This is a genomic window from Stenotrophomonas sp. YJH_SMC_29 (assembly GCF_059371235.1).
Window position 1 is genome coordinate 74,909 of sequence record NZ_JCAFUK010000015.1, and the last position, 14,229, is coordinate 89,137.

General features: G+C 68.1%; 14 protein-coding genes. 5 read left to right on the forward strand and 9 right to left on the reverse strand.

Annotated elements, in window-relative coordinates; genetic code table 11:
- Nucleotides 1-86: 86 nt before the first annotated feature.
- Nucleotides 87-461, reverse strand: a complete 375-nt coding sequence (locus AC5P9I_RS16010; RefSeq protein ID WP_032959077.1) for a hypothetical protein — start codon at nucleotides 459-461, stop codon at nucleotides 87-89.
- Entirely contained in the window at nucleotides 458-1,423 is a 966-nt protein-coding gene (locus AC5P9I_RS16015; protein ID WP_064239371.1) for a hypothetical protein, read from the reverse strand. The genes AC5P9I_RS16010 and AC5P9I_RS16015 overlap by 4 nt, the downstream gene beginning before the upstream one ends.
- 163 nt (nucleotides 1,424-1,586) lie before the next feature.
- Between AC5P9I_RS16015 and prmA the strand changes: the two genes are divergently transcribed.
- From prmA to fis, 3 genes are all read left to right on the forward strand, one after another.
- A complete protein-coding gene (gene prmA, locus AC5P9I_RS16020) occupies nucleotides 1,587-2,507 on the forward strand; it encodes a 50S ribosomal protein L11 methyltransferase (RefSeq protein ID WP_049470890.1) in 921 nt (306 codons plus the stop codon).
- A 42-nt stretch (nucleotides 2,508-2,549) separates the two neighbouring features.
- Nucleotides 2,550-3,314 carry a DUF3426 domain-containing protein gene (locus tag AC5P9I_RS16025; protein ID WP_049470887.1) on the forward strand — a complete coding sequence of 255 codons (765 nt, stop codon included), beginning with the start codon at nucleotides 2,550-2,552 and terminating at the stop codon, nucleotides 3,312-3,314.
- Nucleotides 3,315-3,429: 115 nt separating this feature from the next.
- Complete coding sequence (gene fis, locus AC5P9I_RS16030; protein WP_005419706.1) at nucleotides 3,430-3,705, forward strand: DNA-binding transcriptional regulator Fis; 276 nt, start codon at nucleotides 3,430-3,432, stop codon at nucleotides 3,703-3,705.
- Between the two features lie 339 nt (nucleotides 3,706-4,044).
- Here the strand turns inward: fis and AC5P9I_RS16035 are convergent, their stop codons facing one another.
- Genes AC5P9I_RS16035 through AC5P9I_RS16060 form a run of 6 tightly spaced genes read right to left on the reverse strand, consistent with a single transcriptional unit; the run spans nucleotide 4,045 to nucleotide 9,842 of the window.
- Nucleotides 4,045-5,037: a phosphatidate cytidylyltransferase gene (locus tag AC5P9I_RS16035; protein WP_049470886.1), complete on the reverse strand. Its 993-nt coding sequence runs from the start codon at nucleotides 5,035-5,037 to the stop codon at nucleotides 4,045-4,047.
- The gene (locus AC5P9I_RS16040) at nucleotides 5,034-5,663 is read right to left on the reverse strand and encodes a lysophospholipid acyltransferase family protein (protein ID WP_005411260.1); all 630 of its coding nucleotides are present in this window, start codon (nucleotides 5,661-5,663) and stop codon (nucleotides 5,034-5,036) included. Before AC5P9I_RS16040 ends, AC5P9I_RS16035 begins: the two co-directional genes overlap by 4 nt.
- A 13-nt stretch (nucleotides 5,664-5,676) precedes the next feature.
- The gene (locus tag AC5P9I_RS16045; protein WP_049470882.1) at nucleotides 5,677-6,114 is read right to left on the reverse strand and encodes a hypothetical protein; all 438 of its coding nucleotides are present in this window, start codon (nucleotides 6,112-6,114) and stop codon (nucleotides 5,677-5,679) included.
- The gene (locus AC5P9I_RS16050) at nucleotides 6,111-7,415 is read right to left on the reverse strand and encodes a phosphatase PAP2/dual specificity phosphatase family protein (RefSeq protein WP_176422018.1); all 1,305 of its coding nucleotides are present in this window, start codon (nucleotides 7,413-7,415) and stop codon (nucleotides 6,111-6,113) included. Before AC5P9I_RS16050 ends, AC5P9I_RS16045 begins: the two co-directional genes overlap by 4 nt.
- A gap of 23 nt (nucleotides 7,416-7,438) precedes the next feature.
- The gene (locus AC5P9I_RS16055) at nucleotides 7,439-9,190 is read right to left on the reverse strand and encodes a bifunctional alpha/beta hydrolase/class I SAM-dependent methyltransferase (RefSeq protein WP_235644613.1); all 1,752 of its coding nucleotides are present in this window, start codon (nucleotides 9,188-9,190) and stop codon (nucleotides 7,439-7,441) included.
- 34 nt (nucleotides 9,191-9,224) lie between these two features.
- Nucleotides 9,225-9,842: a CDP-alcohol phosphatidyltransferase family protein gene (locus tag AC5P9I_RS16060; RefSeq protein WP_049470873.1), complete on the reverse strand. Its 618-nt coding sequence runs from the start codon at nucleotides 9,840-9,842 to the stop codon at nucleotides 9,225-9,227.
- Nucleotides 9,843-10,051: 209 nt separating this feature from the next.
- Here AC5P9I_RS16060 and purH point away from each other — a divergent pair, with 209 nt between their 5' ends.
- On the forward strand, nucleotides 10,052-11,635 hold the full coding sequence (gene purH, locus AC5P9I_RS16065; protein WP_057495068.1) for a bifunctional phosphoribosylaminoimidazolecarboxamide formyltransferase/IMP cyclohydrolase: 1,584 nt from the start codon (nucleotides 10,052-10,054) through the stop codon (nucleotides 11,633-11,635).
- Nucleotides 11,636-11,696: 61 nt separating this feature from the next.
- Nucleotides 11,697-12,980 (forward strand): phosphoribosylamine--glycine ligase, encoded by a 1,284-nt coding sequence (purD, locus tag AC5P9I_RS16070; RefSeq protein ID WP_049470869.1) that lies wholly within the window; start codon nucleotides 11,697-11,699, stop codon nucleotides 12,978-12,980.
- 134 nt (nucleotides 12,981-13,114) lie between these two features.
- Here the strand turns inward: purD and rpoH are convergent, their stop codons facing one another.
- Nucleotides 13,115-13,990, reverse strand: coding sequence for an RNA polymerase sigma factor RpoH (gene rpoH, locus AC5P9I_RS16075; RefSeq protein WP_005411269.1), 876 nt, complete (start codon nucleotides 13,988-13,990; stop codon nucleotides 13,115-13,117).
- Between the last annotated feature and the right edge of the window lie 239 nt (nucleotides 13,991-14,229).

Here is a 14,229-nt window from a genome sequence, read left to right on the forward strand (position 1 = left end):
CGGGGATATCCCCGCCCTTTTCTGTTGCTGTGGAGCCGATGCCGCAAAGCGCGGCCGGGCAGGGGCTGGGCCCTGCAGCGACCGCGTCAGCGCTTGTCGGCCACGTCGGCCGGAATCTGCGAATGGGCCAGCGGCCGCACGCCATTGGGCGAGGTCGGATCGACGATCACCATGGTTTCGGTGGAACCATCCGGCCACACCACCTGGAAGGTGCTGCCGGCCGGCAATGAAGCGAACGGCATGCCGCTCTGCGCGCGATAGACCGCAGCCACCTGGCTGGCGCCGGCGCGGCGCACGTCTTCCTGCGCCTTCACCGTGGTCAGCTCCACCTTCGACAGGTGCCGGTAGCGATCCTCGTAGGTATCGATCATCAGCAGGCCGACCGCACCGGCCGAGTAGGCCACGAACAGCGCCACCCAGAACCAGAACTTGGCCCCATGCAGGAATCGACGGTAATTCATCGCCCGTCCCTCTTTCCAACCAGTCGCTTGATCCATTCCTTCATTTTCCCAGCACCTTGCCGCGATACCGCAGCGTCATACACGAAATCCCGGAAATCCTGCGCCCCATCCTGCGAACAGATCCCTCCGTTCGCGCAAAAACTGTTGACCAGCACGCTGTCGGCCCCACACGGCAGACCGAGTTCGCAGGCCGCAAGCCGCCATGCAAGCTCGCTGAGCTGCTCGCCCGCCACCAGGCCATCCAGCGCGCGGTCACCCGCCGCACGTACGCCCATGGCCGGCGCGATGGCCATGTAGGCCTCCGGATCGCGCGAGGTGCGCACGCGCTCGACCAGGTCACGGCGGTACTCGGCGCTGTCGTGCAACGGCTCGCCCTCGGCGAACAGCGATGCTTCCGCGGCCAGGTTGCCCTGCGCGGCCGCCTTGCGGCGCTCGGCCAGCACCAGTGCCGCGCCCAGCTTGTCGCCCGGGACGAAACCGCCGCACCGCTGCGCCACGCGCTCGCGCGCCTCGATCATCGCCGGCGCCGCCGTCAGCCCCAGCCCGCTCAGCACGTTGTTGTCCAGGCGGTAACCGCCCGGGTCGAGCGCGTACTGGGCGCAATAGTCATAGACGCGGCTGAGCATCCAGCGCGCTTCGTGGTTGCCGGTGTCGGCCTGCACGCGCAGGCGCTGCGCGTAGGCATACAGGTCGCTGGCGTCTTCGATGTCGGCGCGAAGGTCCAGCGGCAGGCCCGACGGCAGCATGTTGCCGCGCTCGAAGGCCGCCAGCCGCCGCGCCAGCGCCTCGGGGACCACCGGCAGCGATGCGGCGCTGTCAGCGCTGGCCACTGCGGTCGGCAGTTCCGGCGATGGCGATGCCACCGCCGCCGCATGGCCGCTGGCCCGGTACCCGGCCACGCCCAGCACGGCCACCGCCGGCAGCACGAGCAACCAGGTTTTCAGGGTCGGAGCCAGGGCCATCGGCGAGGTGAGCGTTCACGGCACGCAGCAAAGCGCCGAGTTTAGCAAGGCCCGGCAGGGCTGTCTGAACTGCCCCCGTTCATATCGAGGCGGCATCTCAGGCAATACGGAGACGCCCCGATGGTCTAGCATGGCCCCCTTTCCCGCGACTGTCCCCACCGCCATGCCGTTCCTGGAACTGACCCTGCGCTGCACCGAAGCCACCCAGCCCCGCTATGAGAATGCGCTGGAGGACGTCGGCGCCCTGGCCGTGACCCTGCTCGATGCCGAAGCCGACACCAGCAACGAACAGGCCATCCTCGAACCCGGCGTGGGTGAAACGCCGCTATGGGACACCCTGGTGCTGAGCGCACTGTTCCCCGCCGACAGCAATGCGCTGTTGCTGCTGGCCGCGCTGGAATCGTTCGATCCGGAACTGGACTGGAGCAACGGCAGCTTCCGTGCCGTCGAGGATGAGGACTGGGAACGCGCCTGGCTTGACCAGTTCCAGCCGATGGATTTCGGCAGCCGGACCTGGATCGTGCCGTGGAACCATGAACTGCCGGACGCCGCGCAGGCCGCCGATGCTGCCGTGGTGCGGCTGGACCCGGGCCTGGCCTTCGGCTCGGGCACCCATCCGACCACCGCCCTGTGCCTGCGCTGGCTGGACCAGCTGGCCGTCGATGGCCTGCTGCAGGGACAGCGCGTGCTCGACTTCGGCTGTGGCTCGGGCATCCTCGCGTTGGCCGCGTTGAAGCTGGGTGCCGCCGAAGCGATCGGCGTGGACAACGACCCGCAGGCGCTGGTCGCCACCGCCGACAATGCCGAGCGCAACGGCGAGCAGGCCCGCATGCACGTGTACCTGCCGCAGGACGAACCGGTCGCCACCTACCCCATCGTGGTTGCCAACATCCTCGCCTCGGCACTGGACGCGCTGGCCGAGCTGCTGGCCGCGCGCGTTGCCGTCGGGGGCCGCATCGCCCTGTCGGGCATCCTGCAGGGCCAGGAAGGCGAACTGCTGCAGCGCTATGCCGCATGGTTCGACGACCTGCAGGCCACCCAGGATGGCGACTGGATGCGTATCACCGGCGTGCGCCGGGCCTGATCATGATTGAATGACCGCTGGATCCGAGCCCGCACCCTGAGCATGTCCGAGCCGCCCCCGCCGCGCCGTCCCCTGGCCACCTTCCTGCGCCCCGCGCCGGAAGCCGAGGCCGCACCTGAGACCGACGCGCGCACGCCCGAACCAGCGATGCATGACGTTGCGGCGCCGCCCCGCGACCCGGTCGATGCGCCCGTGCCGCCAAGGGCAGAGACACAACCGTTCGACGACGCCGTCATCGCCGACGAGGCGGTCGTGGTCGAACCCGTCGTGGCGGCCCCGGTGCCGCAGGCGGTAGCCAGCGATGCGCCAAGCTTCCTGGGCACGTCACGCCCCCGCGCACTCCCGGTGCCGCGCTGGCACTGGGGGCTGGTCGCCGCGCTGGCACTGCTGCTGATCCTGCAGAGCGTGCTGGCCGATCGTGACCGGCTGGCCGCCGACGCCGGCAACCGCGCCTGGCTGGGCGCACTGTGCGGCGCGCTGCGCTGCAGCCTGCCGGCGTGGCACGAGCCAACCGCGTTCACCATGACCAGCCGCGAGATCCGCCCCCTGCCCGGCCAGGCCGGCGTGCTGCAGGTGCAGGCCAGCATCCGCAACGATGCGCGCTGGGCACAGGCCTGGCCGGACCTGCGCCTGTCACTGTCCGATGCCGATGGCCGGGTGATCGGCAGCGGCGTGTTCACGCCCGCGCAATACCTCGGCGAAAGCCCGGGCACGACCGTGCTGGAACCGGGCCAGAGCGCGCGCATCGCGTTCCGCGTGCAGGAGCCCGCCGCGTCCACCGTCGCATTCACCTTCGACTTCCTCTGACCAAGGTAGAGGCGACCAGCCGTGGCAGGTCGGGCACGCTCGCGCTAGACTGGCCGCCACCACCTCGTCCGGCCGCGCGCTCCGCGCGCACGGGCCAACCAGATCGGGAACCCCCTTGAACGCTGTCCTCTCTCGTCCTGACAACAGTCGTGGCGCTCCCCGGCCACCGCTGCGTGAACACGTCGCCCAGTCCGTACGCCGCTACCTGCGTGACCTCGATGGCTGCGACGCGGACGATGTCTACGAGATCGTGCTGCGCGAGATGGAAATCCCGTTGTTCGTGGAAGTGCTCAACCACTGCGAAGGCAACCAGAGCCGCGCCGCAGCGATGCTGGGCATCCACCGCGCGACCCTGCGCAAGAAGCTGAAGGAATACGGCATCAGCGCGTAAGCGCGCGGGTGGGCCGTGCCGGCCGCTGGCCGGCAACCCAATGAACGATGGCAGGTTGATGTTGCTGTTGCCGGCCAGCGGCCGGCACTACCAGTACATCCACGCCATGCGTGGATGCATCCCCGGCAATTCCGCGCCCCGTCAGTAGATCCACGCCATGCGTGGATGCATCCCCGGCGGATCCCGCGGCCCGTCCAGTAGATCCACGCCATGCGTGGATGCACCCCCGGCAGTCCCCCGGCCCGTCCAGTAGATCCACGCCATGCGTGGATGCAGCCCCGGCAATCCCGCGGCCCGTCCAGTAGATCCACGCCATGCGTGGATGAAAGCCCGGCGACGTCAGCCGCCGCCCGCCTTCCAGTAATACCGCACCACGTGGAAGAACACCGGCGCGGCGAAGCACACCGAATCCAGCCGGTCGAGCATGCCGCCATGGCCCTCGATCATGTGCCCCCAGTCCTTGATGCCGCGATCGCGCTTGATCGCCGACATCACCAGGCCGCCCCAGAACCCCATCAGGTTGATCAGCAGCGACAGGCCGAATGCCTGCAGCGGGGTGAACGGGGTGATCCACCACAACGCCGCGCCCAGCGCGCTGGCGCTCAGCACGCCGCCCACGAAGCCTTCCACCGTCTTCGACGGCGACAGCTTCGGTGCGATCAGGTGCCGGCCCAGCAGCTTGCCCCAGATGTACTGCAGCACGTCCGAAGACTGCACCACGATCACCAGGAAGGCGAACAGCAGCACGTTGCGCGACGGGTCATGGCCGGGCACGTGCAGGTTCAGCAGCAGCGGCACATGCGAGATGCAGAACACGCAGATCATCAGCCCCCACTGCACCTTCGCCGTGCGCTCCAGATAGTGCGTGGTATCTCCGCCGATGGTCGACAGGATCGGCAGGAACAGGAACGCATAGACCGGAATCAGGAGCGTGTACATGCCGTACCAGTCGATCCACACCAGGTAGTACTGCCACGGCAGCACGATGTAGAACGCGGCCAGCAGCGCGTAGTAGTCACCCGAGCGCGTCGGCGCCAGGGTGATGAATTCGCGCAGCGCGAACAGCGAAATGACCGCGAACAGTACGATCACCCCGGCACGACCGAAGAACAGCGCCAACCCGACCACGAGCGCCATCACCCACCAGGCACGGATGCGCGAGACCAGGTTGGCGATCACTGCACTGGGCCGCCCACGCTGGCGCCAGCGCAGGGTTTCGGCGACCAGCGTGGCCAGCACCAGCACCGCACCTACGCCGGCAAACAGCAGGCCGGTCTGCTGGCCGACACTCTGCGTTGCCAGATCGCCAGATACATCCAGCACGAAACTCATGCACGACCTCCATTCGGCGCCAGGTCCAGCAGCGCCTGCCTGCTGCGGGCCAGGAATGCGGCCTTGTCCTCGTCGGCCTGCAGCCGCAGCGGCGTGCCGAAGGTGGCCGTGCACAGCAGCGGCAGCGGCAGGAACCGGCCCTTCGGCATCACCCGCTTCAGGTTGTCGATCCACACCGGCACGAACTCCAGCTCCGGCCGTTGCCGCGCCAGGTGGTAGATGCCGCTCTTGAACGGCAGCAGTGGTTCATCGCCCACGTTGCGGGTGCCCTCCGGAAACAGGATCAGCGAGCAGTCTTCGTCCACCGCGTCACGCAGCGCCTGGAGTGGATCCTGCTGGCGATGGCCGGCCTCGCGCTCGACCAGCACGCCGTTGAACACCGCATCGATCAGGTAGCGGCGCAGGCCGTCGCGCTGCCAGTACTCGGCAGCAGCCACCGGGCGCACCTGGCGCCGCAACGCCGGTGGCATCGACGACCAGATCAGCACGAAATCACCATGGCTGGCGTGGTTGCCGTAGTACACGCGGCGCTCGCTGGACGGCGCACAGCCGATCCACAGGGCGCGTGCCCCGGTCACTACATGGATCGCGCCACTGCAGGCGCGTGCAATCAGTTCGGCGAACATCGGCCCCTCCGGTTCACGTCTGCGGCCACAACACGGCAATTAGCAGCAGTGCAAACTGCACGGCCGTCAGCAGGTACTGCCGCAACAGCAGGCGGCGCATGCCGGCCCAGCGCAGGTCCCACCCGCGCAGCGGCGCATCGGGCGGTGCGCGGCGCAGGCCACTGTCGTGCAGCAGCTGGTCGGTACGGCGCGCAGCGGCTTCGCCGTCCAGGCCTTCATCGCGCAGCAGTTGCAGCAGGCCGGCGTCCAGCCCGACCCGCCATGCGTGGTAAGCCTGTGCGATGCCCGCGGCAATGCTGAGCAGCAACAGGCCGGCGGCGATCATCGCCAGCCCGGGTTCGACGCCCAGCAGCAGCAACGCTGCCAGCAGCAGCCCCAGCGACAGCGATGCCGGCCACCGTCCCTGGCGCAGCAACAACTGCATGGTCGCCAGATCGGGAACCGCACTCATGCGCCGGCCCCCGCCGCAGCAGCAATGGCGCGCAGATGTGCCGGGCCCAGCACGATGCCGGGGCGTGCAGCGCGCACGATCGCCACCGCCCCTTCGGCATCGGCGGCACGCCCACTGCGCAGCAGCCAGGCGGCAACTCCGGCGGCACTGCGTGAGTAACCCAATGCGCAGCACACCAGCAGCGGCCCCTGTACCCGCAGTCGCTCAATGGCCTCGGCCGCCTCGCGCAACTGGTGCGGCGTGGGCACCACCAGGTCCAGCATCGGCACGCTGGCATACGCCGCGCCCGGCGCGCGGCAGGACAGCTCGGCACAGGCATCGACCACGCCCATCAGCGGTGCTGGCAACGCCGCGCAGGGAATACGCCCCAGCCACACGCCGTCCGTCACCGGCACCGGCTGCGGCGCACGCCGCGTCCACAGCCGCGAATTGATCCAGGCCGCGCCCAGGTACGGCGCCAGCAACCAGCGTGCCGCCATGCTCAGGCGGCCATCGGCGCGCTTCTGGAACACCGCCGTACCGAGCCCGGCATAGGCCAGCGCCACCAGCAGCAGCGACACCACCGGCCACAGCAGCCACAACGCCATGCCGCGCAGCAGGACCACAGGCACCAGCAGCGCGGCGGCGCCCAGCAGGTACAGCACCGCCCATCGCCAACGTCTGCCATCCCGCACGGTGCGCCAGGCCCGCAACGGTGGCGTGCCCTGCTCCGGCCACAGCCACACGCACAGCCAGCCGGCCAGCAGGCCGGTCGGGATATCGATGAAATGATGCTGGAACGTGGTCAGCACCGAGACGCCGATCAGCAGCGCCCACACGTGCAGCACCCAGCGCCACACCCCGTGCAGGTACTGCGCGAACTTCACCCACAGCACGATCAACAGCACGATGTGCAGCGACGGTGCCTGGTTGAACGGCTTGTCGAAGCCCAGCAACACATCGAACAGCCAGCCGAACATACCGCCGATCTCCGGTCGTTCGAAGCTGAAGCGCAGCGGCCACAGCAGGAAGCAGGCCACCGCGATGACCTGCGCACTGAACAGCCGCAGCGCGTGCCGGTCCAGCTCCAGGCGTTGCCGGCACAGGAAGAACGAGATCGCGTAGAACAGGTCGATCGACCAGTACGGCACGATCGTCCACGGTACGAACGGAATGTGGGTTTCCCAGGCGAACGCCATGACCGGCAGGGTGGCGTGGCGGCCGGCCATCCAGTTGGCGAAGCCATAGCTGGCGAAGAAGAACGGACCCAGCAGCGCCAGCCACAACAGGGCGCGCCGCCAGGGGCGCCCCTCTGCGGCCAGCGGGGATGCGGCGAGCGTCGCCATCACGCGGTCCGGCGCGCCAGCGACACGGTGAAGATGCCGAAGTCGTCGATACGCTGCGCCACCTTCTCGAACCCGGCCAGGCGCACCAGCTCATCCATCTCCTGCTGGGTACGGCGGCGCATCACCCAGGCCGCGCCACCGCGGTGGCTGGTCAACGCACGGGCGATGAATTCCAGCTGCGGGTGCCAGGGCTGGCCGGTATAGGCCAGGTAGCCGCCCACCGGAACGGTCGCGGCGATGCCCATCAGCGAGCGCAGCACAGCGTCGTTGTCGGGGAACAGTTCGTACAGGCCCGAGACCACCGCCAGCGTCGGCGCCGGATCGACCCTCGCCAGCTGTGCCGGATCGAACGCATCGCCCTGCTCGAAGCGCGCGATATCGGCCGCGCCCAGGCGCTCGATCAACGCCTGGCCCTGGGCCACGTTCAGATCGCTGAAGTCGCGCAGCACGATGCGGTCGGCGCGCTGCTCGCCCTGGCCCAGCGCTTCGAGCACATAGCGGCCATGGCCGGCGGCGACGTCCAGCACGCGCACCGGCGTGCCTTGCCCGCGCAGGCGCTGGGCAGCGTCGCGCAGCAGTTCCTGCAGGTGCTGGCCACGCACGCGGATACCACGCCAGCCGATCGCATCCAGGTAGTTGCGGTCGATCATCCGCCCCAACGGGCCCTTGCCGCGTGCTTCGTCGCGGTAGATGTAATCCAGCGTGCTACCCGAATCGAAACCGGTCTGCAGACCCAGCGCGATGCCTTCGGACAACCGGCCACCGAAGCGCAGGCCACCGCGCACCACGCGCCAGCGCAGGTCGGCCAGGCTGTTGCGCTGCGGCGGCCAGGCCAGGATCTCGGACTCTTCGAAGGTCGGCCCGTGGCGGTGCGCATCGCGCCGTGACAGCTTGCGCAACGGTTCGGCGAAACGCGCCTGGATGAAGCTGCGGATGCGCGCCAGTGCCGGTGCGCGATCGCGTTCACCCAGCGTGTCGTGGAAGAAGCCCGGCAGGTGCACGCGCTCCTTGATCGGGCTGGACAGGCGCTCGTAGAAGCGGTCCTGCGGGCCGCGATGCACCACGAAGTCGGAACCGGACACCAGCAGCTGCACCGGCACGCTGATGGCCTGCGCATCGGCGACGATGCGGTCAGCCGCTTCATACAGGCCCAGCAACACGCGCACCGAGATCGGCCGGGTGATCAGCGGATCGGTGCGGTAGCTTTCCACCCGCGCCGGATCATGGGTCAGCCACTGCGGCTTGACGTAGCTGTTGACAAAGAAGTTGCCGCGCAGCTTCTGCATCAAGGCCAGGCCCGGCCGCGCGAACGGTACGTACAGCTTCACCTTGAACGCCGGCGAGGCCATCACCAGCGCGCGCAGGCGTGGGGCGTAGTCGTGCACCCAGGTCGCGGCGACCACCGCGCCCACGCTCTGCGCGATCACCACGATGTCTTCCACCGCGATACCGTGCTCGGCGCCGATGTGCGCGATGAAGCTGTCCAGGTCGCGCACCAGCGCCGGGAAGCCCGGTGCATCGCCACGCGCGCCCGGCGAGCGGCCATTGCCGCGTGCATCCCAGGCGAAGAAGGCGGTGTCGGGCAGGTCCAGCTCATCGACCAGGTGGGTGACCCGCCCGGAGTGCTCATGGCCGCGGTGCAGCAGCACGATGGCCTGGGTGGCCGGCGTTGCGGTGGAGCCCGCCCAGTACCGGTAGAACAGCGGTACCTGGTCGAAGCTGTGGAATTCCCGTTCCTGCGCCTGACGCATGCAATCTCCTGATTGTCTTTTTGTATCTGCTTGATTAATTCGGCGAAACCGCCGCTTCCCGCAGTCCGCGACGGACGCGGTTGATCATCGTCAGCACGCACAGCACGGCCAGGGCCGCGGCCACGCCGGTGACCGTCGTCGCGCCAACCCACTCGAACGCCAGCAGCAGGCCCAGCACACCGATCACGAAGGCGCGGTCGCTCTTGCCCATCGGGCCGTCATAGCGACGGCTGGTACCGACCATCAGCCCCAGCACACCGGCGTACTCGCTCAGCGCCGCCGCCCAGGCCAGCAGCCACAGCGCCTCGGTGCGCACGCCCGGCACGCTGAGCAGGCTCAGGTACAGCGCCGCGTCGGCAATCACATCGCACAGCTCGTTCAGATAGGCGCCCAGCCGCGACTGCTGGCCGAACTCGCGGGCCAGCATGCCGTCCACGGCGTTGAGCGCCATGCGCAGCAGCATCCACAGCGGCAGCAGCAGGTACAGCAGGGGCTGGGCCGGCGCGCAGCACCATACGGCGGCGGCCACCAGCAGCGAGACCACGGCGGCGGCCACGGTCACCGCGTTGGCGGTGATCCCCATGCGGTACAGGCCGCGTACGGCCGGACGCAACAGGTCCTGAAAACGTCCTTTCAATGCATAGATCGACACGATCCGAACCCGCTGATCCTTGGCAGTTCCGGCACAGCCTACCCGATTGGGGCAGCGCGCCCCATCGAATTGCTTGCGGACCGCCCCCCGGCCGGGCGGTGCTGAAGGCGGCCACAGGCCATCGATGCGGGTTGAATTTCCCCATCAGCGCCCGCCACCGGCCCCCACCGCCTACAATATCGGCCCCGCTCCGCTGCCGATTCTGTCCCATGACTGCTGATCTGTTGCCCGTCCGCCGGGCCCTCCTCTCCGTTTCCGACAAGACCGGTCTGGTCGAGCTGGCCACTGCGCTGGCGGCACGCGGCGTGGAGCTGCTGTCCACCGGCGGCACCGCCAAGGCGATCCGCGATGCGGGCCTGGCCGTGAAGGACGTGGCCGAGGTCACCGGTTTCCCGGAAATGATGGACGGCCGGGTCAAGACCCTGCACCCGATGGTGCACGGCGGCCTGCTGGGCCGTTCGGGCCTGGATGACGCGGTGATGGCCGAACACGGCATCGGTGCCATCGACCTGCTGGTGCTGAACCTGTACCCGTTCGAATCGGTCACCGCCAAGGCCGACTGCACCCTGGCCGACGCAGTCGAGAACATCGACATCGGCGGCCCGGCGATGCTGCGCTCGGCGGCCAAGAACTTCGCCCGCGTGGCAGTGGCCACCGACCCGTCGCAGTACGCCGAGCTGCTGGCCTCGCTGGAGGCCAACAACGGCCAGCTGACGGCTGCCACCCGCTTCGCATTCTCGGTGGCCGCGTTCAACCGCGTCGCCCAGTACGACGCCGCGATCAGCAACTACCTGTCGGCAGTCACCGCCACCGACGCGGCCGTGCCGGCCCGTGCCGAGTACCCGGCGCAGATGAATTCCACCTTCGTGAAGGTGATGGACCTGCGCTACGGCGAGAACCCGCACCAGAGCGGCGCGTTCTACCGCGACCTGTACCCGGTGCCGGGCACGCTGGCCACCTTCCAGCAGCTGCAGGGCAAGGAGCTGAGCTACAACAACCTGGCCGATGCCGATGCGGCGTGGGAATGCGTGCGCCAGTTCGATGCGCCGGCCTGCGTCATCGTCAAGCACGCCAACCCGTGCGGCGTGGCCGTCGGTGCCGGCAACGGCGATGCCTACGAGCTGGCCTACGCCACCGACCCGACCAGCGCCTTCGGCGGCATCATCGCCTTCAACAAGCCGCTGGACGCGGCCACCGCCAAGGTGATCCTCGACCGCCAGTTCGTCGAAGTGCTGATCGCCCCGGACTACGAGCCGGCCGCGCTGGAATACGCGCAGAAGAAGGCCAACGTGCGCGTGCTGCGCATCCCGCACGGCGACGGCCTGAACAACTTCGACAGCAAGCGCGTCGGCTCGGGCCTGCTGCTGCAGTCGTCGGACAACCGCGGCATGACCCGCGATGAACTGAAGGTGGTCAGCAAGTTGGCGCCGACCGACAGGCAGTTCACCGACCTGCTGTTCGCCTGGAAGGTGGCCAAGTTCGTCAAGTCCAACGCGATCGTCTATGCCAAGGACAACCGCACCATCGGTGTCGGCGCCGGCCAGATGAGCCGCGTGTACTCGGCCCGCATCGCCGGCATCAAGGCCGCCGATGCGAACCTGGTGGTCGAGGGCTCGGTGATGGCTTCCGATGCGTTCTTCCCGTTCCGCGACGGCATCGATGCCGCCGCTGCCGCCGGCATCAAGGCGGTCATCCAGCCGGGCGGTTCGATGCGCGATGCCGAAGTGATCGCCGCCGCCGACGAACATGGCCTGGCCATGGTGTTCACCGGCGTGCGCCACTTCCGCCACTGATCCGCATCACGAAGCCGGGCCCTGCCCGGCTTTTCTCTTCCGTACCCGAGAACCCTGTCCCATGAAGATCCTCGTCATCGGCTCTGGCGGCCGCGAACACGCCCTGGCATGGAAGCTGGCCCAGTCCTCCCGTGTCACTGAAGTGATCGTGGCGCCCGGCAATGCCGGCAGCGCCAGCGAAGGCAAGTGCCGCAACGTGGCGGTCAAGGTCACCGATATCGACGGCCTGCTGGCGCTGGCCCAGGCTGAAGGCGTGGCACTGACCGTGGTCGGCCCGGAAGTACCGCTGGTGGCCGGCGTGGTCGACCGTTTCCGCGCCGCCGGCCTGCGCATCTTCGGGCCGACCGCCGCTGCCGCGCAGCTGGAAGGCAGCAAGGCCTACGCCAAGGACTTCCTGGCGCGCCACAACATCCCCACCGCGTTCTACGCCGTGCACACCGACGTGGACGCCGCGCTGACGTATGTACGCGAGAAGGGCGCACCGATCGTGGTCAAGGCCGATGGCCTGGCCGCCGGCAAGGGCGTGATCGTCGCGATGAGCCTGACCGAAGCCGAAGACGCAGTGCGTGACATGCTCTCCGGCAACGCGTTCGGCGATGCCGGCGCCCGCGTGGTCATCGAGGAATTCCTCGACGGCGAGGAAGCCAGCTTCATTTCGATGGTGGACGGCGTGCATGCGCTGCCGATGGCCACCTCGCAGGACCACAAGCGGGTCGGCGACGGCGACACCGGCCCGAATACCGGCGGCATGGGCGCCTACTCGCCAGCTCCAGTGGTGACGCCGGAGGTGCATGCACGCGTGATGCGCGAGGTGGTGAATCCCACCGTGCAGGGCATGATCGCCGACGGGATTCCCTTCACCGGCTTCCTCTATGCCGGCCTGATGATCGACGCCAGCGGCGCACCGAAGGTGATCGAATTCAACGTGCGCTTCGGCGACCCGGAAACCCAGCCGGTGATGCTGCGCCTGCAGTCGGACCTGGTCGAACTGGTGGAAGCCGCCATCGATGGCCGGCTGGACCAGGTCGAAGCGCAGTGGGATGCGCGCCCGTCGCTGGGCGTGGTGCTGGCGGCCAGGCCGTACCCCGAAGCGCCGATCACCGGTGAGGTGATTTCCGGCCTGGACGAGGTGCCGGCCAGTGCCAAGGTGTTCCATGCCGGTACGGCATTGGATGCGCAGGGCCAGGTGGTCAGTGCCGGCGGCCGCGTGCTGTGCGTGGCCGCACTGGGCGACAGCGTGCGCGACGCGCAGGCCAATGCCTATGCCGGCGTGGCCAAGGTGAGCTGGGCCAACGAGTTCCACCGCAACGACATTGGCTGGCGCGCGATCGCACGCGAAGAGTGACGACCGCGCCGCAGCCACGCAGGGCGTGGCTCTACTGACATTGGTAGATCCACGCCATGCATGGATGAGAACGCCACCGAAAAGAAAAGGCCCGGCAGTGCCGGGCCTTTTCATTGCTTCAACGCCATCCCGCCTTACGCGGTGAACAGCGCCTTCATCTTCTTCAGCGCGTTCGCTTCAACCTGACGGATGCGCTCGGCCGACACGCCGTACTCGTCGGCCAGCTCCTGCAGCGTCACCTTGCTGTCGGCATCCAGCCAGCGACGGCGGATGATGTCACGCGAACGCGCATCCAGTTCCGCCAGGCCTTCGCGCAGCAGCTGCATCTGGTTGTCTTCGCTGTCCTCGCGCTCGTAGGCCATCGACGGGTCTTCGTCATCGGCGACCAGGAACGCAGCCGGCGACGGCGGTGCGTGTTCGTTGTCCTCGTCGGTCGGCGCATCGAAACCGATATCGCGGCCGGACAGGCGCGACTCCATTTCCATGACCTCGCGCTCGGACACGTTCAGGTCCTTGGCCACCGCGCTCACTTCCGCCGCGTTCATCCAGCCCAGGCGCGTCTTCGACTTGCGCAGGTTGAAGAACAGCTTGCGCTGCGCCTTGGTGGTGGCGACCTTCACGATGCGCCAGTTCTTCAGGATGAACTCGTGCATCTCGGCACGGATCCAGTGCACCGCGAAGGAAACCAGGCGCACGCCCATGTCCGGGTCGAAGCGCTTGACCGCCTTCATCAGGCCGATGTTGCCTTCCTGGATCAGGTCGCCCAGGGCGAGGCCGTAGCCGTTGTAGCCGCGGGCCACGTGCACCACGAAGCGCAGGTGCGAATGCACCAGCTCGCGGGCGGCGTCCAGATCGTTGCCATCGCGGAAGCGACGGGCCAGGTCCTGTTCGTCATCGACCGACAGCACCGGGATCTGGTGCACGGCACCGATGTAGGCGTCCAGCGAACCGAGCGCACTGGGAATCGGGAGATTGTTTGCCACAAGGGCAGTAGAGGTGTTCTGGCTCATAGGCACCCATCTTAGCAGTCCGGGATTTGAACTGCTAAAGGAGGAAAAAGTTCCAGCATCCTATTGATGCAACACTGGTCCCAAACAGAGCCCTACCGTAGCGCGATTTGATGACAGTGGCGAGCACGCTTTTCGGGATTCACAATCCCTTGGAATTCAAGCAATTACCTGCCATGAAGCGGCCGATTCCAGTCAAGCGGAGCTGAACGGGCCGCTCTGAAGGCCCATTCAGGCCCGGG